A 20,886-nucleotide genomic window follows, 5' to 3' on the forward strand; every position below is an offset into this window, starting at 1 on the left:
TCAACGATCCAGCGGACTCAGCACGCCATGCCCGCCCCGATTGAGCACATGCGTGTAGATCTGCGTCGTCGCCACATCCTTGTGGCCGAGCAGTTCCTGCACCGTGCGAATGTCGTAGCCGGACTCCAGCAGATGCGTGGCGAACGAATGGCGCAGCGTATGGGCACTCACCGGTTTGGCAATGCCCACAGCGCGACACGCTGCCTTCAATGCGCGCGACAGCACCGCATCACCGAAATGATGTCGGCGCTCGATGCCGTCCATCGGATCAATCGAGCGCTCCGCCGCCGGGAATACATACTGCCAGCCAATTTCGCGCGGTGCGCCCGGATACTTCCGGGCCAGCGCCTGCGGCAACCACACCGCGCCGAACCCCGACGCCAAATCGGCCTCATGCAACAGGCGGGCGCGTTCCATTTCACGCAGCAAGGGCTCAGCCAGTGACCGCGGCAACATGGTGTGCCGATCCTTGCCGCCCTTGCCATCACGCACGGCGATTTCATTACGGGCAAAATCCACGTCCTTGATCCGCAGCCGCAACACTTCCATCAGGCGCATGCCCGTACCGTACAACAGGCTGGCCAACAGCCAGGGACGTCCATCCATCCTTGCCAGCGCGCGGGTGACCTCATCACGAGAAAGTACGACCGGCACACGCTGTGGCCGCTTCGCACGCACGACACCCTCCATCCATGGCAGCTCGATATTCAGCACCTGCTTGTACAAAAACAGCAACGCCGCCAGTGCCTGATTCTGGGTGGCCGCAGCGACCTTGCCCTGCACCGCCAACGCCGACAGAAACGCTTCGACCTCGGCTTCGCCCATTTCACGCGGATGCCGCTTGCCATTGGCCAGTATGAAGCGGCGAATCCATCCGACATACGCCTCCTCGGTGCGAATGCTGTAGTGCTTCAGCCGCAACACGCGCCGCACCTCATCCATCAAACGCGGCGCCGAAGGGCCGCTGACCATACGGTTTATTCCTGCGTTTGCGGGGTCATAAGACATAGCACTTCACTTTGCGAGATATGCAAAGCCCATCCTGACCCAGCCAGATCACAGGCGTCAGGCGGCAAACCCCCGCCACGCCGTAGGATTTGCCTACTTGACGCGCCCCGGATCGAAGCTGAACATGCGTTGCATATGCCCCGATGTGGGGTCTAATAAGCGTTAGATTCCCAACGGAGGCTGTTCCGATGCGATACTTCCTGACGATTTTACTAGCTCTCGCCTTAGCGGTGGTCGGTGGAGAAGTTTTCGCGCAAGAGGCGAGCCCACCTGACATCACGAAATCAAGCGGCACAACTGTCGCTACGGCAATAGTGCTCTCCGAAACCGACGACGACGCGGCCATAAAAGCTGAGGATGCGTGGTTAGGCCAGCACTTTCCTGGCTACACAAAAGTCAGCCAAGCGCTTCTCAATCCGCACGGCCACTATTACGATGCAATAGAAATCACTACGGCTTCGCAAGAGACAAAAAAGATCTACTTCGATATAACAAGGTCTCAAAATGCCCTGATAGATATGTTTAAACAATCTAACTAATCGTTCAAGGCGGACGGCTGCGCCGCCGCTTAACTCCAGCGTTGAAGCTGTAGAAAAACCCCTTTTCGAGAGGCAAAACGAATCCGCTGCGTTGGCGGATTTTCTGTTTCACTCGCGGGAGGTAATTCACTCGCTTCTGATTTGCCGCTGATGCAAGGTTTTTGGCCGTCCAGACGACCGCGTGACAAGTGCTTCGTGGCCGTCGTCGACCTACGCGACCAGCTTGCCGTAGAGCTGAAGCTTCGCCACGTTGTGGACGATGCAATGCAGCTTCCACTGCGTATCGACCTTGCGCTTGCCACGCAGCGTGAAGCGGCGCATGCCGCGTTGCTGGATGTGACCGAAGACGGGTTCGACCAGCCCCATGCGGTGGGCGTAGATCGCGCGACCCTGGTCGCTGTCGATCTTCTCGCGCATGGCGCGGCAGTGGGGGTTGGGCAGTTTGCTTTCCACGGCGCCTTCGAAGAAGGCCACTTGTCGCACCGCGGTGTCATCCGGTTTGCGCAGGCACTTGTTGCGCAGCGGACACGCTTCGCACGTAGCGGCCGTGCCTTTGAACACGATGGCCCTGCGTCCGTTGATGACGGCATTGGCACTGTTGAGTTTGAGCGTCTTGCCGGCCGGGCACAGGCAGGTGCCTTGCTCGCGGTCGAAGCTGAAGTCCCTGGGCTGGAAGAACTTCGCCTTGCTTGGCGATTTGTGTGCACTGGCGTCGGTGTAGCGCGGGTCGCGCTTGCGCATGTTGCCGTCCGCGATATAGCCGTCGATGTGGTCAGCCGCCAAGGCTTTCAGGCCGCGCTCGCTGTGGTAGCCGGCGTCCGCCAGGTAGGCCGCTTCGTCGGCGCTGCCGGCTTCGCCGATCGCTGCCAGATGATCGCGCACACCGTCGATCATCGGCTTGAGCAGATCGTGTTCCTGCGGTGTCCCATGCGCCTGCGCCTCCACGATCACCTGATGTTCGCCATCGACGGCGGCGACACCGATATAGCCTTGCAGCACGCCTCGACCGCTCTTGAGTGTGGCGCTTTCGGCATCGGTCAGGTTCAGCTTGATCGGCTTGCCTTTGGCTCCGATGCGTTCGGTCGTGGTGGCCAGCGCCGTGCGCAGTTTGTCGGCATTCTTGCGCAACGTGGCCAGCGTGCGTTCTTCATGGCGACGCTGGGTGTCCACGTTGGGATCGAGCGCCTCGCGAGCATCCTGCGCGGCATGTGCCTTGACAAGATGAGCGACGGCCCGCTCCATCTTCGCCGCCTTGCGCTCGAAGTCGGCGCGCGTACCACTCCACTCCTTGGAGGCGTTCGAGGGCAATTTGCAGCCGTCGATGGCGAACATGGCTTTGCCGATCAGCCCCTGTGCGTTGCACACCAGCAGCACGTCGCGGAACACCGCCTCCACTTCCTGGCCCAGTGTCGACACGAAGTGCGCCAGCGTCGTGAAGTGCGGCTGCTGGTCGCACGCCAGGGCAATGAACACCACGTTCTCCGTGCACGCCCGCGCCATCGTGCGCGAGGAGGTGATGCCGCGTGAATAGGCGAACAGCACAATCTTGAGCAACACCGCGGGATCGTAAGCCGGCGCCCCGGTCTCATCGTTCTTGAAGCGGGCGGCAAACCGTCCCAGGTCGATCTCGTGGTCGAGCAGGTAGCTCAGCGCATGTTCGAAGGTGCCTGGCAGCAACTGCCGCCCGTAGCTCACCGGGATCATCTTGGTCTGATCGGGGTCGTAGTGTCGGTATCGCGCCATCGTCGCTTCGCCTCGTTTCCCGCCTTTTTTGCGGGCATCGCGAATGATAGGCTGCGGGGAGGTTTTTCTACAGCTACGTTAGGGCTCACCAGAGAATGACGATCACTGAACTTCCGCGTCCCAAAAGACTTTGGGTAGCGGCAATCATGAATATTCTTGTTGCAGCGACCAGCGTTGCAGCTGTCGCATTTCTTCTGCTCAGCTCAAATCAAAATATTCCAGAGAGCGTCAAGCCAGGGTCCTCTGCCGCTTTGTTCGCCCTCGGCACAGCCGGCTTTCTCGTCGTCTCTTCTGTGCTTGCGTTGCTTCGTGTCAAATTTTCTCGTTGGCTAATGTTGGCCGCCGCATTAATATTTTTTGGCATTCTTGGCTTCCAAAGCTTGGCTCTCCTTGTTTCATCTGGGGCATCGCTGCCGGCGGGGGCTACGCCGAAGCTTTGGGCCAACGTAATACGCAATACCTTGGAAATTGCTATCAACGCATGGGCGCTTCTTAGTGCAAAAGCGTCCACGTTCTTCATGGGCAACCGCCCTAACCAGTCGTCCGAGGCGGACGGCTCCGCCGCCGCTCAACTCTAGCGTTAGAGCGCACAGGGAAGGTCATGGCGACGTACAAACAGATCCAAGATGACGTTCGGCAGAGGCACGGTCGGTCGGTAAAAACCTGCTGGATCGCTCACGTCAAAAACTTAAATGACTTGCCTATGCGCGCAGCTCCAAATCGCCAGTCGCCTACTCAGCGAGTTTGCCCATGTCCACCAAATATTCGTCCGCTCATTGAGCAGTCAATGCGTGAGCTTGGCGTACTATCGTCCAAGTAGTTCTCGGAGCGTGCGAGGTGCGCTCTAACCAGTCCCTAGGAGACTTTCCGTCAACTCCCGGCGCATAGTGCTTTTGCCCTGAGCTTTCGGGCCACTGCTGGTCATCATGTTGTCTTCGGTATTGCGTCGTGCGTGTCAATGCTTCACGGGTTCAACGATTGTCAGACTGCATTTCCCTAGACGGTCTTGTTGAGTCGATGTCGCTGACTCGGACCTTTGTATAAACCGCACCCGAAGACCTCTTTCGTTCATCGGACTGTCCGGAGCTCGGGGATCAGCCGAGACACCGTTTGGACGTCCATCTGGTTAGTCAGGTTCTCTCCGGGGTGGTCTGACCTGTTGTTTACCGTATCGCGCTGACGTTGAAACGAAACGTTTCTCTAGGCGGTGTGGGCCGCCTGCGTGTGTTGATGCATCGGATGATTGAGGCACGCGTGTGGGTCGTAGTCCACGTCGTGTGCCAGCATCGCCCAGATCTGCCGGGCATGTTTGTTGGCAATGGCCACGATCACCTTGCCGAAAGGCATGCGGCCATCGAGGGTGCGTATCCACAGCTGTTCGGGCGTGGCCTTCTCGGTGGCCACCGCCTTGGCTCGCTGCAGACTACTGCGGGCGCCCTGGATCAGTAGCGTGCGCAGGTACGCATCGCCGCGGCAGCTGATTTCACCCAGTTGCGTATGCCCGCCGCTGGAATGCTGCGTGGGCACCAACCCGATCCACGCCGACATCTGGCGACCCTGTTTGAACTCGCGGGCGTTGCCGACCGTGGCCACCACCGCATCGGCGGTGAGCGCACCGATGCCGATGACCGCACTCACGCGGACACACCGTTCATCCGCCAGCGCGTGTGCCTCGATGCGTGCCGTGCACGCGTCGAGGCGCAGGCGCAACTGTTTCCAGTGGTCCGCAAGATCACGCAGCAGTTCCTTGAACTCCCCCGGCAACCCGGCCTGCGCATCCAGGTCAGCCAGCAGCCGACGCAGCGCCACGTCGCCCTGCGCCACGATCACGCCGAACTCGGCGAGCAGGCCGCGTACCCGGTTGCCGACGGCCAGCGACTCGACCTTGTAACCCTCGCGTACCCGATGCCAGGACAGCCGCACCTGCTGGTCGATCGACTTCACCGGGACGAAGCGCATGTTGCCTTGGCGCGCTGCCGTGGCGATCGCTTCGGCGTCGTTGTGATCGTTCTTGCTGCGCGCGCTCTTGCGGTACGGCGTGACAAATTGCGCGGCCATGATCCGAGGCTGCAGGCCGTACTCCAGGCAGCGCCGCGCCCAGTGGTGTGCGCCGCTGCAGGCCTCCATCGCCACCACCGTGCCGGCTGGCAGCTGTGCCAGCCACAGGGCAAACGGCCCGCGCCGCAGGTCCTGCCGCTTCAACACATGTCCAATGCCATCCACCTCACACGCCGAAAACAGGACTTTCGCCAAATCCACGCCGATGGTTATAGTGCTCATGGAGACTTCCTCTTCTGCTGACGGTAGTGTCGCAACTCCATCATGGCCCTCGAGGCCGAAAGGGGAGGAAGTCTCTTTTTACTCGTTCAAGGCGGACGGCTACGCCGCCGCTTAACTCCAGCGTTGAGGCTGTAGAAAAAGTCCTTTCCGCCGGCGGATAGACGGCCAAATGGGCGGCTGAAGATATCGTCGCCTGCCGCGCTCCATCCTTGGTGGTTCTTCGCAGAGAGGTGTTCGCTTCCATTCGAGGCGCCTGATCGGCGCCACGATGCTTGTCTTGTGCCTTCTCAGGCCACCTTGCGGTAGTTCGCCAGCTTCTCGATGTTGTGCACCAGTGCGAACAGCTTCCACTGACCATCCACCTTGGATTGACCGCGCAGGGTGAATCGATGGAGCCGCTTGTTGTGGCGCACATTGCCGAAGACCGGTTCGACGGTGGCGAAGCGCCGCCCGTATTGTTCGCGTCCCCACGCACTGTCGATGCGCTCGCGCATGCGCGCGCTGTGGGTGCGTTCGGCTTTGCGGGTGAGTACGGCCACTTGCCGCGAGCGTGTGGTCTGGGGTTTGCGCAAACACCTCGTACGCAGCGGGCAGTCATTGCAGGCTGCTTCCGGTGCGCGGAACTTGATCGCGGCATAGCCGCCGATGGTGCAGTCCTTGCCGTTGCGATGCAGCCGCTGCCCGGCAGGACAGATCGCGTGTGACTGGTCCGGCGCGATGATGAAGTCCTCGCTGCCGAACAGGCGTGGCTTCGCTTCCTTGCGTGACTTGTCATGCAGCGGCTCGGGCTTGACCCGGTGCTTGGCCTGCTCGGCGAAACGTTCGTCGCGTCGACGCATGGCGTTGTCGGCGATCAGGGCGTCGATGCCCTTCTCGGCCAGCGCTGCGAGGTTGGCTTCGGAGTGATAGCCGGCATCGGCGGTGATCAGCGTCGAGGCGGTGCGCTGCGTGGCGCACGCTTCGAGGACGGGCAGCAACAATTCCTGTTCCGCGCCGGTGCCGTGGGCCGAAGCCTCCACGATCACCTGATGGTCGGCATCGACCACGGCCACGGCGCAGTAGCCCTGGATCACGCCCTTGTCGGTCGCCAGCTTGGCGGACTCGCTGTCGGTGCGGTTGGACTTGCGAACCTTGCCGCGGGTGCCGGGCCGATCTTCCGGATGATCGGCCAGCCACTGACGAATCTTCGCCGCCTCGCCGGTGAGACGCTCGATGCGAGCAGCCGCTTTGGCATCCAGCACGTCTTCGGCGGCGCCGGCATCGTTGGCCTGGTGGCGTTCCAGCATGGTGGTCGCCGCACGTTCCATCTTCTGAGCTTGCGCAAGAAACTCCGCTCGTGTGCCGGAGCGATGCTTGGAGGCGTTGGAGGGCAGCTTCACGCCATCGATGGCGAACACGACCCACAAGGATGTGGGAAGTGGCTGCTGGCGTCGGGAACGCCAGCAGGCTCGCGGCCGATCAGGCCTTCGCCATCAAGTAGCGTGAGCACCTGGGCAAACACCGCCGCGATCGCGTCGCGCGAGCGGCTGACGAAGTCCGCATCGTGGTGAAGTGCGGCTTGGCGTCGCCGGTCAAGGCGATGAACAGCACGTTGTCGCGGCAGGCCCGCTCGATCGAGCGCGAGCTCACCATGCCTTGCGAGTACGCCAGCAAGACGGCCTTGAGCAGCATCGTCGGTGCATGCGCCGGCGCGCCACTTTCGTCGTTGCGGTAGTGCGCATCGAACGCCGACAGGTCCAGTTGATCGACCACGTGGTACAGCGTATGGGCGACCGACCCTGGCACCAGCTGCGCCTGCAGGTCGACCGGCAACAACCGCGGACTCATGTCGATGTGCTTGTAACGCGCCATGCAGATGCCTCTTGTTCGCCTGAAGCTATTGAAGCAACATCAGCGCAGGTTTTTCTACAACCTCGTTAGACAGAACAAGACCCTCGAAGGCCCTGCAACTCGCGGTTTCAACTTACATGGAAAAATGTAGCGCCACATACACAGATCGGAGTAACTAATGCGAAGGCGCCTAGATCCAGATGATCGCCATGCCGAGGTTCTGGGGGCTGCAATGAAAGCTGCCCAAGAATTTGGCTGGTCCGAGATGACGAGGGATCACATTGCGGCGCTTGCTGGTGCATCGGCGGCATTGGTCTCCATCAGGCTCGGTACCATGGCCCAAGTACGAGATGTCGTTATGGCAGAGGCCGTAAGAACCAGCTTGCTTTCGGTGGTAGCTCAAGGCATCACCGCGCGCCATCCGCTCGCTCTTGCTGCTCCGCTCCAACTTCAACAGAGCGCTCTAGCTTCGCTACTACCTAGACGCGTTTAGCGGCAGCTCACTACTTTGTGGAGCCAGGGTCAACGGCCTCGTCCTAGGAGGCGGCGTCGCAACCGTCTAACATCTCCTTAGGAGACTTCCGGTCAACCTCGGGTGCATGATGCTTTTGCCCTGAGCTTTCGGGCCACTGCTGTCGCTCGTGTTGTGCTTCGTGCCTGCGTGCTGCTTCGTCAGTTCGATGCGGCGTCAAACGTTGCCAGACTGCATTTCCTTAGACGGTCTTGTTGAGTCGATGTTGCCGGCTCGGACCAGGGTATAAACCGCGCCCGGAGACCTCATTCGTTCAGCGGTGTCGTCGGTGCTCGGGGATCGGCCGAAGCACGTTTGGACGGCCAGAATGTTAGTCAGGTTCTCTCCGGGTGGGTCTGACCCGTTGTTACCGTGCTGCGCTGACGAGAACGAAACGGTGCTGCGACGATGCGTGGCTCAGGCGGCGCCGGCCTGCCGGTGCATGGGACGGGCGAGGCAGGCGTGCGGGTCGTAGTCGACGTCGTGCGCCAGCATCGCCCATTTGCGGGGCATGCTTGTTGGCGATGGCGACCAGCACCTTGCCGAAGGACAGCCGCGCCGCCAGGGATCGAATCCCGAGTTGTTCGGGCGTGGCCTTTTCCGTGGCGACCGCCTTGGCCCGTTGCAGGCTGCTGCGCGCGCCCTGGATCAACAGCGTGCGCAGGTAGCCATCGCCGCGGCAACTGATCGCGCCCAATCGCGCATGCCCACCGCTGGAATGTTGGGTGGGTACCAAGCCCAGGCCGCCATCTGCCGGCGTTCTTGAACTCGCTCGCCTGGATCACCGTGGCCACGGCGGCATCGGCGGTGATCGGCCCCACGCCGATCAGGTGGCTCAGCCGCTGGCAGCGCGCATCCTCGCGCGAGGTCGGCGATGCGTGCGCTGCACGCGTCGACGGCGTCGCGCAGACGCGCCCAGTGGGCGCGCAACCCGTCGAGCAGTTCGCACAGCTCTCCGCCGCGACTCTCGCCAACCCATGCCGGAAGACTTTTCAGGGGTGCAAGTTCCTGCGGCGGCGTCGACCGGTTGGGTGCGCGTCTTATGCATCAACTTAACCTGTCGACGTGCAGGCTTTGCGGGTAGATTTGGTCTTCGGTGCAAAGGTGGTGCATCAGCGCGCCAGCACCGTTGTCACGCGTACCGCCCGAGGCCCGGGATGCTGCGCCCCCTCATGGAGAAATTCGCCTCATGCCGACCCCTCGTTCGGACGCCCTGGTCTTTTTCGGCGCCACCGGTGACCTCGCCTACAAGAAGATCTTTCCCGCCCTGCTGGCGATGATGACGCGCGACGGGCTGGATCTGCCGATCATCGGCGTGGCGCATTCGGGCTGGGACGTGGAGCAGCTGCGGCAGCGCGCCCACGACAGCCTGGTCGAGGCAGCGAAGCACGGCGGCGGCGAGCTGGACGAGGCCGCGTTCGGGAAGCTGTCGGCGTGCCTGCGTTATGTCGATGGCGACTACAACGATGCGGCGACGTTCACCGCCCTGAAGCAGGCGCTCGGCGAGGCGAAGCGGCCGCTGCACTACCTGGCCATTCCACCCAGCCTGTTCGGGGTGGTGGCGAAGGGGCTCAAGCAGGCCGGCTGCGCCGATGACGCGCGGATCGTTGTGGAGAAGCCGTTCGGCCGCGACCTGGCCTCGGCCCGCGCGCTCAACCGGACCCTGCACCAGGTGTTTCCGGAGTCGGCGATCTTCCGCATCGATCATTACCTGGGCAAGGAGCCGGTGCAGAACCTGCTGTATTTCCGTTTTGCCAACACCGTGCTGGAGCCGGTGTGGAACAACCGTTATGTCGACCGCGTGCAGATCACCATGGCCGAGGAGTTCGGCGTGGACGGCCGCGGCGGCTTCTACGAGGGCGTGGGCGCAATCCGCGACGTGCTGCAGAACCACCTGCTCCAGGTGACCTCGCTGCTGGCGATGGATGCACCGATCGGCAACGACCCCGAAGCCCTGCGCGCGGAGAAGCTGCGGCTGTTCCGGGCGATGCGTCCGCTGGACCCGGCCGAGGTGGTGCGTGGCCAGTTCAACGGCTACCGGCAGGTGGAGGGCGTGGCGGCGGACTCCAACGTGGAGACCTTCGTGGCGCTGTGCCTGCACATCGACACCTGGCGCTGGGCCGGCGTGCCGTTCTACATCCGCGCCGGCAAGCGGTTGCCGCTGACCACCACCCAGGTGCTGGTGGACATGAAAACGCCGCCGCTGTCGGTGTTCGACCCGATCGGCGCGCCGCAGTCGAACTACTTCCGCTTCCGGCTCAGCCCGGAGGTGGTGATCGCCGAAGGCATGCGGGTGAAGAAGCCGGGCGAGGAGATGCGGGGCGAGGCGGTGGAGCTGGTGGCGCGGCACGATTCCGGACCGGAGAAGTCGCCGTACGAGCGCCTGCTGGGCGATGCGATCCGCGGCGACAACGGGCTGTTCACCAGCGACGAATGCGTCGAGGCGGCGTGGGCGGTGGTCGACCAGGTGCTGGCCCATGAGGGGCCGGTGGCGTTCTATGAGCCGGGCAGCTGGGGCCCGGAGGCGGCAGCCGCGATCGTCAGCGATGATGAGGGCTGGCACGACACCCGACCGGAGCAGAGCACGCCATGTTGACCGACCGCACCTCCGAATCCGCCGCCGTGGTGTTCCTGCTGGACGTGGACAACACCCTGCTAGACAACGACCGCTTCGGCAGCGACCTCAGCGACACCCTGGAGGCGGCCTTCGGCGAGGCCGAACGCGAACGTTACTGGGCGATCTACGAGGAGCTGCGCCAGATCGGCGGCGTGGCCGACTACCTGGGCGCGCTGCAGCGTTTCCGCAGCGGGCTGGACAACGAACCCTCGCTGCTGCAGATGTCGAACTACCTGCTCGAATACCCGTTCGCCACCCGACTCTATCCGCATGCGCTGGACACCGTGGCGCACCTGCGCACGCTGGGCACCACGGTGATCCTGTCCGACGGCGACGTGGTGTTCCAGCCGCGCAAGATCCAGCGCGCCGGCCTGTGGCAGGCGCTGCGGGGCGAGGTGCTGGTGTACGTGCACAAGCAGCAGATGCTGGTGGCGATGCAGCAGCGCTACCCCGCCGCGCACTACGTGATGGTGGACGACAAGCCGCAGATCCTGGCCGCCATGAAGCAGCGGATGGGCCACCGGCTGACCACCGTGTTCGTGCGCCAGGGGCATTACGCGGCCGCGGCCGCCACCGAAGCGATCGACCCCGCGCCGGACATCACGATCGCTCGCATCGGCGATCTGCGCGGGCGTAAGCTTGACGACTTTCTGCCGGCGGCTCCGGTCATCGCCCTGGCAGCTGATGGAACCTCCCCCCGAAACCCGTTGTGAAGCGACATGGAGCAAGCATGAAAGCGACCCGCCAACTGCACGACCTCGGCCAGAGCCTGTGGCTGGACAACATCACCCGCACCCTGCTCGATGACGGCACGCTGGCGCGCTACATCGAAGAGGATTCGATCACCGGACTGACCTCCAATCCCAGCATCTTCGACGCGGCAATCAGCGGCGGCGACGCCTACGACGCGGGCATCCACGCCAAGTCGCTGATGGGCATGCAGGGCGAGGCGCTGTTCACCGAGCTGGCGCTGGAGGACCTGCGCCGCGCGGCCGACCTGTTCCAGCCGGTGTTCGAGTCGACCGGCCACGTGGATGGCTGGGTTTCGATGGAAGTCTCGCCGCTGCTGGCCGCCGACACCGCCGGCTCGATCGCCGCCGCCCGGCACATCCACCACAAGGGGCGGCGCGACAACCTGTTCGTGAAGATACCCGGCACGCCCGAGGGCGTGCCGGCGATCGAGGAAGCGATCTTTCTGGGCATTCCGATCAACGTGACCCTGCTGTTCTCCTGCGCCCAGTACGCGGCCGTGAGCGAGGCCTACATGCGCGGCATCGAGCGCCGCCTTCAGGCCGGGCTGGACCCCAAGGTGGGTTCGGTGGCGTCGCTGTTCATCAGCCGCTGGGACGTGGCCAGCAACAAGCAGCTGCCCGACGAGCTGCACAACAAGCTGGGCATCGCGGTGGGCCAGCAGACCTACCGCGCGTACCGGCAGATGCTGGCCTCGCCGCGCTGGCAGAAGCTGGCCGACGCCGGCGCGCTGCCGCAGCGACTGCTGTGGGCCAGCACCGGCACCAAGGACCCGACCGCGTCCGACACGTTGTACATCAGCGCCTTCGCCGCGCCGGAGACGATCAACACGATGCCGGAGAAAACCCTGCATGCCTTTGCCGACCACGGCCAGTTGCATGGCGTGATGGATGTGGACGGCGGCGATGCCGACGCGGTGCTCGCGCGCATCAGCGAGGCCGGCGTGGACATCGACCAGCTGGCACTCACGCTGCAGCGCGAAGGTGCCGAGGCCTTCGTCAAGTCGTGGCACCACCTGCTCGACGGCATCGCCGAGAAGGCCCGCCAGCTGGCCGAGAAGTCCAAGGGGCCGGCGCTGAAATGAGCCAGGGCACACTTACCCGCCTGCCGCAGTGGCAGGCCTTGCAGCGGCATTTCCAGGACATCGGTGGAAGACACCTGCGCGAGTTGTTCGGGGCCGATCCGAAACGTGGCGAGGCGCTGGCCGTCGAGGCGGTGGGCCTGTACCTCGACTACTCCAAGCAGCGCGTGGACGCCGACACGCTGCGCCTGCTGTGCGAACTGGCCGGCGCCTGCCAGCTGCCGCAGCGCATCGAGGCGATGTTCAGCGGCCGCCGGATCAACACCACCGAGGATCGCGCCGTGCTGCACGCGGCGCTGCGCGCACCCCGCGGCGAGCAGATCCTGGTCGACGGCCACGACGTGGTGGCGGACGTGCACGCGGTGCTCGAGCGCATGGCCGCGTTCTCGGAACAGGTGCGCAGCGGCGCGTGGAAGGGCCACAGCGGCAAGCCGATCCGCAACGTGATCAGCATCGGCATCGGCGGTTCGGACCTGGGCCCGGTGATGGCCTACGAGGCGCTGCGCGATTACAGCCGGCGCGACATGACGTTCCGCTTCGTCTCCAACGTCGACGGCACCGATTTCGCCGAAGCGGTGCGCGACCTGGACCCGGCCGAGACGCTGTTCATCGTCTGCTCGAAGACCTTCACCACACTGGAAACCCTGACCAACGCGCACGCGGCGCGCGCCTGGAGCGTGGCGGCGCTGGGCGAGGAAAGCGCGGTGGCGAAGCACTTCGTGGCGGTCTCCACCAACGCCGAAGGCGTGGCGAAGTTCGGCATCGATACCGCCAACATGTTCGGCTTCTGGGACTGGGTCGGCGGGCGCTATTCGATGGATTCGGCGATCGGCCTGTCCACCATGCTGGCGATCGGCGCGCACGGTTTCCGCGAGATGCTGGCCGGCTTCCACGCGATGGACGAGCATTTCCGGCACACCCCGCTGCAGCGCAACCTGCCGGCGATCATGGGCCTGCTGGGCGTCTGGAACGCCAACTTCCTGGGCGCCGCCACGGTGGCGGTGCTGCCGTACGAGCAATACCTGAAGCGCTTTCCCGCCTACCTGCAGCAGCTGACGATGGAGAGCAACGGCAAGCACGTGACGCTGGACGGCGCGGCCATCGACTACGCCACCGGACCGATCTACTGGGGCGAGCCGGGCACCAACGGCCAGCATTCGTTCTACCAGCTGATCCACCAGGGCACCCACATCGTGCCGTGCGACTTCATCGGGTTCGGCCAGACGCTGAACCCGATCCCCGCCCAGGGCGGCGGCGACCAGCACGACCTGCTGATGGCCAACCTGATCGCCCAGGGCGAGGCGCTGGCGTTCGGCAAGACCGCCGACGAAGTGCGCGCCGAAGGCACCACCGAGGCCCTGGTGGCGCATCGCACGTTCGAGGGCAATCGCCCCAGCAGCACGATCCTCGCAAGCAGGCTGACACCGCACAGCCTGGGCACGCTGATCGCGCTGTACGAGCACAGCGTGTTCGTGCAGGGCGTGATCTGGGATATCGATTCGTTCGACCAGTGGGGCGTGGAGCTGGGCAAGCAGCTGGCAAAGACCACCATCGCCGAACTGATCGCGAAGGGCGAGCCCTCACTGCACCACGACAGCTCCACCAATACCCTGATCCGTCGCTACCGCCAGCTGCGCGACGGTCATCCCTGACGTCGTAGGAGCGCACCCTGTGCGCGATGCTTTTGCTCGGATGTGACGGAGAGCATCGCGCACAGGGTGCGCTCCTACGAGAAATGTACCCACCCGTCGCATCACTCCAGAGAACCCATGAGCCAGAAGATCAGCCCCCTCGCCGGCAAGCCGGCACCGCAGTCGATCCTGGTCGACGTGGCGAAACTGCTCGCCGCCTACGCCGACACCCGGCCCGATCCGTCGGTGCCCGCGCAGCGCGTGGCGTTCGGCACCTCGGGTCATCGGGGCAGCTCGCTCGACGGCAGTTTCAACGAATGGCACATCCTGGCGATCAGCCAAGCGATCTGCGAGTACCGCAAGTCCAAAGGTATCGATGGCCCGCTGTTCATCGGCGCGGACACCCATGCGCTGTCGCAGCCGGCGTTCGAGAGCGCGCTGGAAGTGCTGGCGGCCAACGGCGTCAACGTGATGGTTTCCAGCGGCGGCGAGTTCACGCCCACGCCGGCGATCTCGCACGCGATCCTGGTCTACAACCGTGGTCGCACCACGGGACTGGCCGACGGCATCGTGATCACGCCTTCGCACAACCCGCCCGACAACGGCGGCTTCAAGTACAACCCCACCAACGGCGGGCCGGCCGACACCGACATCACCAGGTGGGTGGAGAACCGTGCCAACGCGTTGATCGAGGGCGGGCTGAAGGAGGTGAAGCGCACGCCCTTCGCGCAGGCGCGCAAGGCGGCGACCACGCACGAACACGACTACCTCAACAACTACGTCGCCGACCTCGCCAGCATCATCGACTTCGACATCATCCGCAGCGCCGGCGTGCACATGGGCGTCGATCCGCTGGGTGGCGCCGGCGTGCATTACTGGGCGCCGATCGCCGAGCGCTACAAGCTCGACCTCACCGTGGTCAGCGAGGTGGTCGATCCGCAGTTCGCCTTCATGAGCGTGGACTGGGACGGCAAGATCCGCATGGACCCGTCGTCGAAGTACGCGATGCAGCGGCTGATCGGGCTGAAGGACCAGTACGACGTGGCGTTCGCCTGCGACACCGACCATGACCGCCACGGCGTGGTCACCCGCTCCAGCGGCCTGATGGAGCCGAACCATTACCTGTCGGTGCTGATCGACTACCTGTACCGGAACCGCCCGCAATGGGGCGACCGCGCCGCCGTGGGCAAGACCGTGGTCACCACCGCGCTGATCGACCACGTGGTGAAGCGGCTGGGGCGCAAGTTGTATGAAGTGCCGGTGGGCTTCAAGTGGTTCTCCGAAGGACTGTTCGACGGCGCGCTTGGCTTCGGCTGCGAGGAAAGCGCGGGCGCCTCGCTGCTGCGCCACGACGGTTCGGTGTGGACCACCGACAAGGACGGCCTGGTGCCGTCGCTGTTGTCCGCCGAGATCACCGCGCGCCAAGGCCGCGACCCGGGCGAGCTGTTCGACCAGCTCACCGGCGAGCTGGGCCGGCCGTACGCGAATCGTCTCGAGGCGGCGGCCACGCCCGCGCAGAAGGCGAAGCTGTCGAAGCTGTCGCCCGACCAGCTGAAGAGCGACCAGCTCGCCGGCGAGAAGATCGAGCAGGTGCTGGACAAGGCGCCAGGCAACGATGCGGCGATCGGCGGTATCAAGGCGGTCGCCGCCAGCGGCTGGTTCGCCGCGCGGCCATCGGGCACCGAAGCAATCTACAAAATTTACGCGGAAAGCTTCAAGAGCGAAGAACACCTGAAGAGCCTGCTCGACGAGGCGCAGCGGATCGTCGACGCCGCGCTCGCGTAGGGCGGGCACTGCCCGCCATCGGTCGGTGGCGATGCGAAGAGCCGGCGGGCAGTGCCCGCCCTACGCGGATCGCACCATCCTCACCCCATCGGAGAAAACACCATGTCCCACGACCTCGACCAGCAATGCATCAACATGCTTCGCTTCCTGTCGGTGGACATGGTGCAGAAGGCGGACAGCGGCCACCCCGGGCTGCCCTTGGGCGCGGCGCCGATGGCTTACGTGTTGTGGACGCGGCACATGAAGTTCCACCCGGCCGATCCGCACTGGGCCGACCGCGATCGGTTCGTGCTTTCCGCCGGCCATGGCTCGGCGCTGCTGTACAGCCTGCTGTTCGCCACCGGCTACGACGTGTCACTGGATGACATCAGGCAGTTCCGCCAGTGGGGCAGCAAGACGCCCGGCCATCCCGAATTCGGCCACACGCCCGGCGTCGAAGTCACCACCGGGCCGCTTGGCCAGGGCCTGGCCAACGCGGTGGGCATGGCGCTGGGCGAGGCGCAGCTGGCAGCGACCTACAACCGCGACGGCCACCGCATCATCGACCACCACACCTTCGCCATCGTCAGCGACGGCGACCTGATGGAAGGCGTGGCCAGCGAGGCCGCGTCGCTGGCCGGCCATCTCAAGCTGGGCAAGCTGATCTGCCTGTACGACGACAACTACGTGACGCTCTCGGCCGGCACCGACATGACGTTCTCGGAGGATCGGGGCGCGCGCTTCGACGCGTATGGCTGGCAGACCATCCATGTCGACGACGGCAACGACGTGGACGCGCTCCACGCCGCATTGCGCGCCGCCCGCGAGGACAGCAGCCGGCCTTCGCTGATCCTGGTGCGCACGCACATCGGCTTCGGCTCGCCCGAACAGGACAGCTACAAGGCGCACGGCTCGCCGCTGGGCGCGGAGGATGTGAAAGAGACCAAGCAGAACCTGGGTTGGCCGGCGGAGCCGGACTTCCTGACGCCTGAACCGGCGCTGGCGCACATGCGCGAGGCGCTGGACCGTGGCGCGCAAGCGCAGTCGGAATGGAACGACCGGATGGGCGCCTACGCCGCGGCGTTTCCCGCGTTGGCGAAGGAGTTGCAGGCACGCCTCGGCGGCGAGCTGCCGCAAGGCTGGGACGCGGACATCCCGCAGTTCCCCGCCGACGCGAAGGGCCTGGCCACCCGCGTGGCCGGCGGCCAGGTGATGAACGCCTTCGCGAAGAAACTGCCGGCACTGTGCGGCGGTTCGGCCGACCTCGATCCGTCCACCTTCACCGCGCTGAAGGGCCTGGGCGACTTCAACCCGGCGGTCGTCCCGGGCGAAGACACCGAAGGCTCCGACGGCGGCGGCTGGAGCCGCGCCGGGCGCAACTTCCACTACGGCGTGCGCGAGCACGCGATGGCCGCGATCAGCAACGGCCTGGCCGCGCACGGCGGCTTCATCCCGTTCGACGCGACCTTTTTGATCTTCTCCGACTACATGCGCCCGTCGATCCGGCTGGCCGCGCTGATGGGCCTGCACGTGGTGCACGTGTTCACCCACGACAGCGTGGCGCTGGGCGAGGACGGTCCCACCCACCAGCCGATCGAACAGCTGGCCAGCCTGCGCGCGATCCCCAACCTCACCGTGATCCGTCCCGCCGACGCCAACGAGACGGCCGAGGCCTGGCGCGTCGCGGTGACCTCGAAGAAGCATCCGGTGGCGCTGGCGCTGACCCGACAGAAGGTGCCGACGCTGGATCGCACCCAACATGCCGGCGCGGACGGCTTGCGCCAGGGTGCTTATGTCCTGCGCGAAGCCGACGACGGCAAGCCCAGGCTGATCCTGATTGCCAGCGGCTCGGAGGTTGGCCTGATCCTCGACGCGGCGGACAAACTGCGGGCGGACGGCGTGGCGGTGCGCTGCGTGTCGATGCCAAGCTGGGAGTTGTTCGACCAACAGCCGCAGGGCTATCGCGATGCGGTGCTGCCGACGGACGTCACCGCCAGGCTGGCGGTGGAAATGGGCGCCACCCAAGGCTGGCTGCGCTACGTGGGCGCGCGCGGCGACGTGCTCGGCATCGACCACTTCGGTGCGTCCGCGCCCGCCGAAAGGCTGCTGCAGGAGTTCGGTTTCACCGTCGACAACGTGGTGCAGCGGGCGAAGGCACTGCTGCCGGGTTGATGCTGGACGGCGATGCCCTTCGACTCTGGCCGCTGGCGCGGCCGACGCTCGGGGCGAACGGTGGCCCACTCGGCGGATCGTGCCTGGCGTAGCCGTCCGCGGGACGGCGTACGCCGGCAGCGACCAGTCCAGTAGGGCGGGCAGTGCCCGCCGATTTCGTCACATTTGGGGAAAGCAAAAACTGGCGGACAACGTCCGCCCTACGGTGCGCGGCGACATCGAAGTGTCACAACTTCAGTTGCGCGACTGCAGTTTCGACAGCAGGCGCAGCAGTTCCAGGTAGAGCCAGACCAGGGTCACCACCAGTGCGAACGCGCCGTACCACTCCATGTACTTCGGTGCGCCGGACTGGGCGCCGGTTTCGATCAGGTCGAAGTCGAGGATCAGGTTCAGCGCGGCAATCACCACCACCACGGCGCTGAAGCCGATGCCCAGCATGCTGCTGCCGTTGATGAAGCCCATCGAATGGCCGAAGAAGCCCATCACGAAATTGGCCAGGTACAGCAGGAAGATGCCGCCGGTGGCGGCGACCACGCCGAGCTTGAACTTCTCGGTGGCGCGAATCAGTCCGCTGCGGTAGGCCAGCAGCATCGCCGCCATGGTGCCGAAGGTCAGCCCCACTGCCTGGATCACGATGCCCGGATAGCGCATCTCGAAGATCGCCGACAGCGCGCCGATGAACAGGCCCTCGGCCACCGCGTACAGCGGCGCGGTGTAAGGCGCCCAGGTTTTCTTGAACACGGTGACCAGGCCCAGCACCAGGCCGCCGATGCAGCCGCCGAGCACCAGCGGCATGATCGTGGGCAGGCTGTCCGGGCCGCTGAAGCGGCTCCAGCTGACGAACGCGCCCACCAGGACCAGCAACAGCAGCAGCCCGGTCTTGTTGACCGTGCCGTTGATCGTCATCGCGTCGTCGCTGCGGGTGACCACGGCGCCGCTGGCGGCGTCGAGGAAGGTGTTCTTGTTGAGCGCCGGATTGCCGCTTTGCATGACTCTGCTCCCGAGGTTTTCCCCATCCTAGCCCGGTCCATCGCGGTTTTGCAGCCTCCTGCGCCAATTCGCCGTTGCGCCGCGACGCGGAAACTACGCGACAATGAGCGCTCGTTGAACCTCGCGGAGTCCCGATGAATCCTTCCACCTTGCGCATCGCCACCCGCAAGAGCGCGCTCGCGCTGTGGCAGGCCGAGCACGTGGCCGCCCTGCTGCGCGCGGCGCATCCCGGGCTGGCCGTCGAACTGGTGCCGATGAGCACGCGTGGCGACGAGATCCTGGACAAGCCACTGGCCACGATCGGCGGCAAGGGGTTGTTCCTGAAGGAACTGGAAGTGGCGATGCTGGAAGGCCGCGCGGATCTGGCCGTGCATTCATTGAAGGACGTGCCGGCGGAACTGGAACCGGGCTTCGTGCTGCCGGCGATCCTGCCCCGCGCGGACGCGGCGGATGCCTTCGTCAGCAACGACCACGCGGATCTGGCGTCATTGCCGCAGGGCGCCCGGGTGGGCACCTCCTCGCTGCGCCGACAGGCGCAGTTGCGGGCGTTGCGGCCGGATCTTCAGCTGCTGGATCTGCGCGGCAACGTGGGCACGCGACTGGGCAAGCTCGACGCCGGCGACTACGACGCGATCGTGCTGGCGTGCGCCGGACTGGAACGACTGGGCCTGGCCGCGCGCATCCGTTCGCGACTGGCCGCGCCGGACTGGCTGCCGGCACCGGGCCAGGCGGCGATCGCGATCGAGGCACGCGCTGACCAGCCGGCCGTACTCGCCTTGCTGGCCGCGCTGGACGACGCCGACACCCGCCTCACCGTCACCGCCGAGCGCGCGATGAATCACGCGTTGGGCGGCAGCTGCACGGTGCCGGTGGGTGCGTGGTGCATGCTCGGCGAACACGGCCTGCACCTGCGCGGACTGGTCGGCGACGCGAACAGTGGCCGCCTGCTGCATGCCGAAGCCGCCAGCCCCGGCGAGCAGGCGGAGGCACTGGGTCGGCAGGTGGCCGAAGCCCTGCTGGCGCAGGGCGCGGGCGAGCTGCTGGGGTAGAAGCGGGAACGGGGACTCTGCGCTTCGCGCTCTTCCCGTTCCCCGTTTCCCGCTCCCTGTTCCCGCTCTTTCCTCAGAAGCTGTAAACCAGGTTCGTCGTGGTCAGCGTGTCGGTCTTCTTGGTTCCCGGCAGCACGTCGCTGTTGTGGCGGAGCTGGAAACCCACCTTCAGCGCCAGCTTCCTGGTCATGCTGACGGCGAGGCCCGCGTCGTTCTGCAGGTAGGTGTTCTTGGAGCCCGCTTCCATCAGGAAGGTATCCTCGAACGCGGTGTTCTCGGTGAGCTTGAACTTGTAGTTGATCAGGCCGCGGCCGACCATTTCGCTCTCGGTTGGCTGCTGCTGGTGCACCACCGCGCCGTCGACCACCACGTCCACGTCGGCCGGGCGGTAGCGCTTGTAACCGGGACCGATTTCGAACGACAGCTCGTTGCGGCCGTCCTTCAGCGCGATGTAGCCATAACCCAGCGAGACGATGCCCTGCCACAGATTGGCGCCGAAATCGTCGTGCTCGTAGCGCGCGGCGCCCACGATGTAGCTGCGCGGATCGAGCTTGAGGCCGACCGAGGCGCCGCCGTCATAGCGGTTGGCGGTGGTGTTGAACTGCTTGATCGTGTTGCCGTCGGTGTCGACCAGGGTCTGCTGGCTCTTCGAGCGCAGCGCGTCGACGAAGAAGTTGTTCTTCCACTGCTCGTTTTCCTGGCTCAGGCCGAGCTTGGCGTTGATGTTCTCCGAGCGCGAATTGCCGGTGGACGAGGCGAAACCGAATTCGCCCGAGCCACTCCAGCCGCCGTTGGCGGCCTGGGTGTCGGTATCCTGGGCCTGGACGGCGAAGCTCGCGAAGGCGGCCAGCAGCAGGCCGGCGATCAGGGTCTTTTTCATCGGGGCGATCCATTTGTTAAAAGATGGTAAGGCCGCTACCT

The 20,886-nt window shown here is 64.9% G+C and carries 16 protein-coding genes and 1 pseudogene; 9 read left to right on the forward strand and 8 right to left on the reverse strand.

Going from position 1 to position 20,886, the window contains the following annotated elements; translation table 11 throughout:
* Complete coding sequence (locus ABNK63_RS16600) at positions 1-972, reverse strand: integron integrase (RefSeq protein WP_350016251.1); 972 nt, start codon at positions 970-972, stop codon at positions 1-3.
* Between the two features lie 224 nt (positions 973-1,196).
* Here ABNK63_RS16600 and ABNK63_RS16605 point away from each other — a divergent pair, with 224 nt between their 5' ends.
* Positions 1,197-1,547, forward strand: a complete 351-nt coding sequence (locus tag ABNK63_RS16605; protein ID WP_350016252.1) for a hypothetical protein — start codon at positions 1,197-1,199, stop codon at positions 1,545-1,547.
* Between the two features lie 210 nt (positions 1,548-1,757).
* Here ABNK63_RS16605 and ABNK63_RS16610 read toward each other — a convergent pair whose 3' ends face one another.
* On the reverse strand, positions 1,758-3,290 hold the full coding sequence (locus ABNK63_RS16610; protein WP_350016253.1) for an IS1182 family transposase: 1,533 nt from the start codon (positions 3,288-3,290) through the stop codon (positions 1,758-1,760).
* A 146-nt stretch (positions 3,291-3,436) separates the two neighbouring features.
* Here ABNK63_RS16610 and ABNK63_RS16615 point away from each other — a divergent pair, with 146 nt between their 5' ends.
* Entirely contained in the window at positions 3,437-3,868 is a 432-nt protein-coding gene (locus ABNK63_RS16615) for a hypothetical protein (RefSeq protein WP_350016254.1), read from the forward strand.
* A 622-nt stretch (positions 3,869-4,490) separates the two neighbouring features.
* Here the strand turns inward: ABNK63_RS16615 and ABNK63_RS16620 are convergent.
* The 4 genes and pseudogenes from ABNK63_RS16620 to ABNK63_RS16635 all read right to left on the reverse strand — a co-directional run.
* Positions 4,491-5,570: an IS110 family transposase gene (locus ABNK63_RS16620; RefSeq protein ID WP_350015891.1), complete on the reverse strand. Its 1,080-nt coding sequence runs from the start codon at positions 5,568-5,570 to the stop codon at positions 4,491-4,493.
* Between the two features lie 287 nt (positions 5,571-5,857).
* Positions 5,858-6,877 (reverse strand): transposase, encoded by a 1,020-nt coding sequence (locus ABNK63_RS16625; protein ID WP_350015803.1) that lies wholly within the window; start codon positions 6,875-6,877, stop codon positions 5,858-5,860.
* A gap of 151 nt (positions 6,878-7,028) precedes the next feature.
* Complete coding sequence (locus ABNK63_RS16630) at positions 7,029-7,421, reverse strand: transposase (RefSeq protein WP_350015804.1); 393 nt, start codon at positions 7,419-7,421, stop codon at positions 7,029-7,031.
* Between the two features lie 907 nt (positions 7,422-8,328).
* Positions 8,329-8,768 (reverse strand): annotated as a pseudogene (locus tag ABNK63_RS16635) (transposase); the annotation flags it as partial.
* A gap of 332 nt (positions 8,769-9,100) precedes the next feature.
* Between ABNK63_RS16635 and zwf the strand changes: the two are divergent.
* The 6 genes from zwf to tkt all read left to right on the forward strand — a co-directional run bounded on the left by zwf (position 9,101) and on the right by tkt (position 17,926).
* Positions 9,101-10,507: a glucose-6-phosphate dehydrogenase gene (zwf, locus tag ABNK63_RS16640; RefSeq protein WP_350016255.1), complete on the forward strand. Its 1,407-nt coding sequence runs from the start codon at positions 9,101-9,103 to the stop codon at positions 10,505-10,507.
* Positions 10,501-11,241, forward strand: coding sequence for an HAD family hydrolase (locus ABNK63_RS16645; protein WP_350016256.1), 741 nt, complete (start codon positions 10,501-10,503; stop codon positions 11,239-11,241). The genes zwf and ABNK63_RS16645 overlap by 7 nt, the downstream gene beginning before the upstream one ends.
* Positions 11,242-11,258: 17 nt before the next feature.
* Positions 11,259-12,362, forward strand: coding sequence for a transaldolase (gene tal, locus ABNK63_RS16650; protein ID WP_350016257.1), 1,104 nt, complete (start codon positions 11,259-11,261; stop codon positions 12,360-12,362).
* Positions 12,359-14,011 (forward strand): glucose-6-phosphate isomerase, encoded by a 1,653-nt coding sequence (pgi, locus tag ABNK63_RS16655; protein WP_350016258.1) that lies wholly within the window; start codon positions 12,359-12,361, stop codon positions 14,009-14,011. Before tal ends, pgi begins: the two co-directional genes overlap by 4 nt.
* Positions 14,012-14,128: 117 nt before the next feature.
* The gene (gene pgm, locus ABNK63_RS16660) at positions 14,129-15,775 is read left to right on the forward strand and encodes a phosphoglucomutase (alpha-D-glucose-1,6-bisphosphate-dependent) (protein ID WP_350016259.1); all 1,647 of its coding nucleotides are present in this window, start codon (positions 14,129-14,131) and stop codon (positions 15,773-15,775) included.
* Positions 15,776-15,877: 102 nt separating this feature from the next.
* Positions 15,878-17,926 (forward strand): transketolase, encoded by a 2,049-nt coding sequence (gene tkt, locus ABNK63_RS16665; protein WP_350016260.1) that lies wholly within the window; start codon positions 15,878-15,880, stop codon positions 17,924-17,926.
* A 234-nt stretch (positions 17,927-18,160) separates the two neighbouring features.
* Here the strand turns inward: tkt and ABNK63_RS16670 are convergent, their stop codons facing one another.
* Positions 18,161-18,916, reverse strand: coding sequence for a Bax inhibitor-1/YccA family protein (locus ABNK63_RS16670; RefSeq protein WP_350016261.1), 756 nt, complete (start codon positions 18,914-18,916; stop codon positions 18,161-18,163).
* A gap of 134 nt (positions 18,917-19,050) precedes the next feature.
* Between ABNK63_RS16670 and hemC the strand changes: the two genes are divergently transcribed.
* On the forward strand, positions 19,051-19,965 hold the full coding sequence (gene hemC, locus ABNK63_RS16675; protein WP_350016262.1) for a hydroxymethylbilane synthase: 915 nt from the start codon (positions 19,051-19,053) through the stop codon (positions 19,963-19,965).
* Between the two features lie 73 nt (positions 19,966-20,038).
* Here hemC and ABNK63_RS16680 read toward each other — a convergent pair whose 3' ends face one another.
* Positions 20,039-20,845: a DUF481 domain-containing protein gene (locus ABNK63_RS16680; RefSeq protein ID WP_007809943.1), complete on the reverse strand. Its 807-nt coding sequence runs from the start codon at positions 20,843-20,845 to the stop codon at positions 20,039-20,041.
* Positions 20,846-20,886 lie beyond the last annotated feature (41 nt).

The sequence above is a fragment of the Rhodanobacter sp. IGA1.0 genome, assembly GCF_040208325.1.
Classification (GTDB): Bacteria; Pseudomonadota; Gammaproteobacteria; order Xanthomonadales; family Rhodanobacteraceae; genus Rhodanobacter; species Rhodanobacter spathiphylli.

Coding starts and splice junctions, on each gene's coding strand:
- pgm (WP_350016259.1), top strand. CDS start 14,129: ATGAGCCAGAAGATCAGCCCCCTCGCCGGCAAGCCGGCACCGCAGTCG.
- pgi (WP_350016258.1), top strand. CDS start 12,359: ATGAGCCAGGGCACACTTACCCGCCTGCCGCAGTGGCAGGCCTTGCAG.
- ABNK63_RS16630 (WP_350015804.1), bottom strand. CDS start 7,421: ATGGCGCGTTACAAGCACATCGACATGAGTCCGCGGTTGTTGCCGGTC.
- ABNK63_RS16620 (WP_350015891.1), bottom strand. CDS start 5,570: ATGAGCACTATAACCATCGGCGTGGATTTGGCGAAAGTCCTGTTTTCG.
- ABNK63_RS16615 (WP_350016254.1), top strand. CDS start 3,437: ATGAATATTCTTGTTGCAGCGACCAGCGTTGCAGCTGTCGCATTTCTT.
- ABNK63_RS16680 (WP_007809943.1), bottom strand. CDS start 20,845: ATGAAAAAGACCCTGATCGCCGGCCTGCTGCTGGCCGCCTTCGCGAGC.
- ABNK63_RS16670 (WP_350016261.1), bottom strand. CDS start 18,916: ATGCAAAGCGGCAATCCGGCGCTCAACAAGAACACCTTCCTCGACGCC.
- tkt (WP_350016260.1), top strand. CDS start 15,878: ATGTCCCACGACCTCGACCAGCAATGCATCAACATGCTTCGCTTCCTG.
- hemC (WP_350016262.1), top strand. CDS start 19,051: ATGAATCCTTCCACCTTGCGCATCGCCACCCGCAAGAGCGCGCTCGCG.
- ABNK63_RS16600 (WP_350016251.1), bottom strand. CDS start 972: ATGGTCAGCGGCCCTTCGGCGCCGCGTTTGATGGATGAGGTGCGGCGC.
- ABNK63_RS16605 (WP_350016252.1), top strand. CDS start 1,197: ATGCGATACTTCCTGACGATTTTACTAGCTCTCGCCTTAGCGGTGGTC.
- zwf (WP_350016255.1), top strand. CDS start 9,101: ATGCCGACCCCTCGTTCGGACGCCCTGGTCTTTTTCGGCGCCACCGGT.
- ABNK63_RS16645 (WP_350016256.1), top strand. CDS start 10,501: ATGTTGACCGACCGCACCTCCGAATCCGCCGCCGTGGTGTTCCTGCTG.
- tal (WP_350016257.1), top strand. CDS start 11,259: ATGAAAGCGACCCGCCAACTGCACGACCTCGGCCAGAGCCTGTGGCTG.
- ABNK63_RS16625 (WP_350015803.1), bottom strand. CDS start 6,877: ATGGAACGTGCGGCGACCACCATGCTGGAACGCCACCAGGCCAACGAT.
- ABNK63_RS16610 (WP_350016253.1), bottom strand. CDS start 3,290: ATGGCGCGATACCGACACTACGACCCCGATCAGACCAAGATGATCCCG.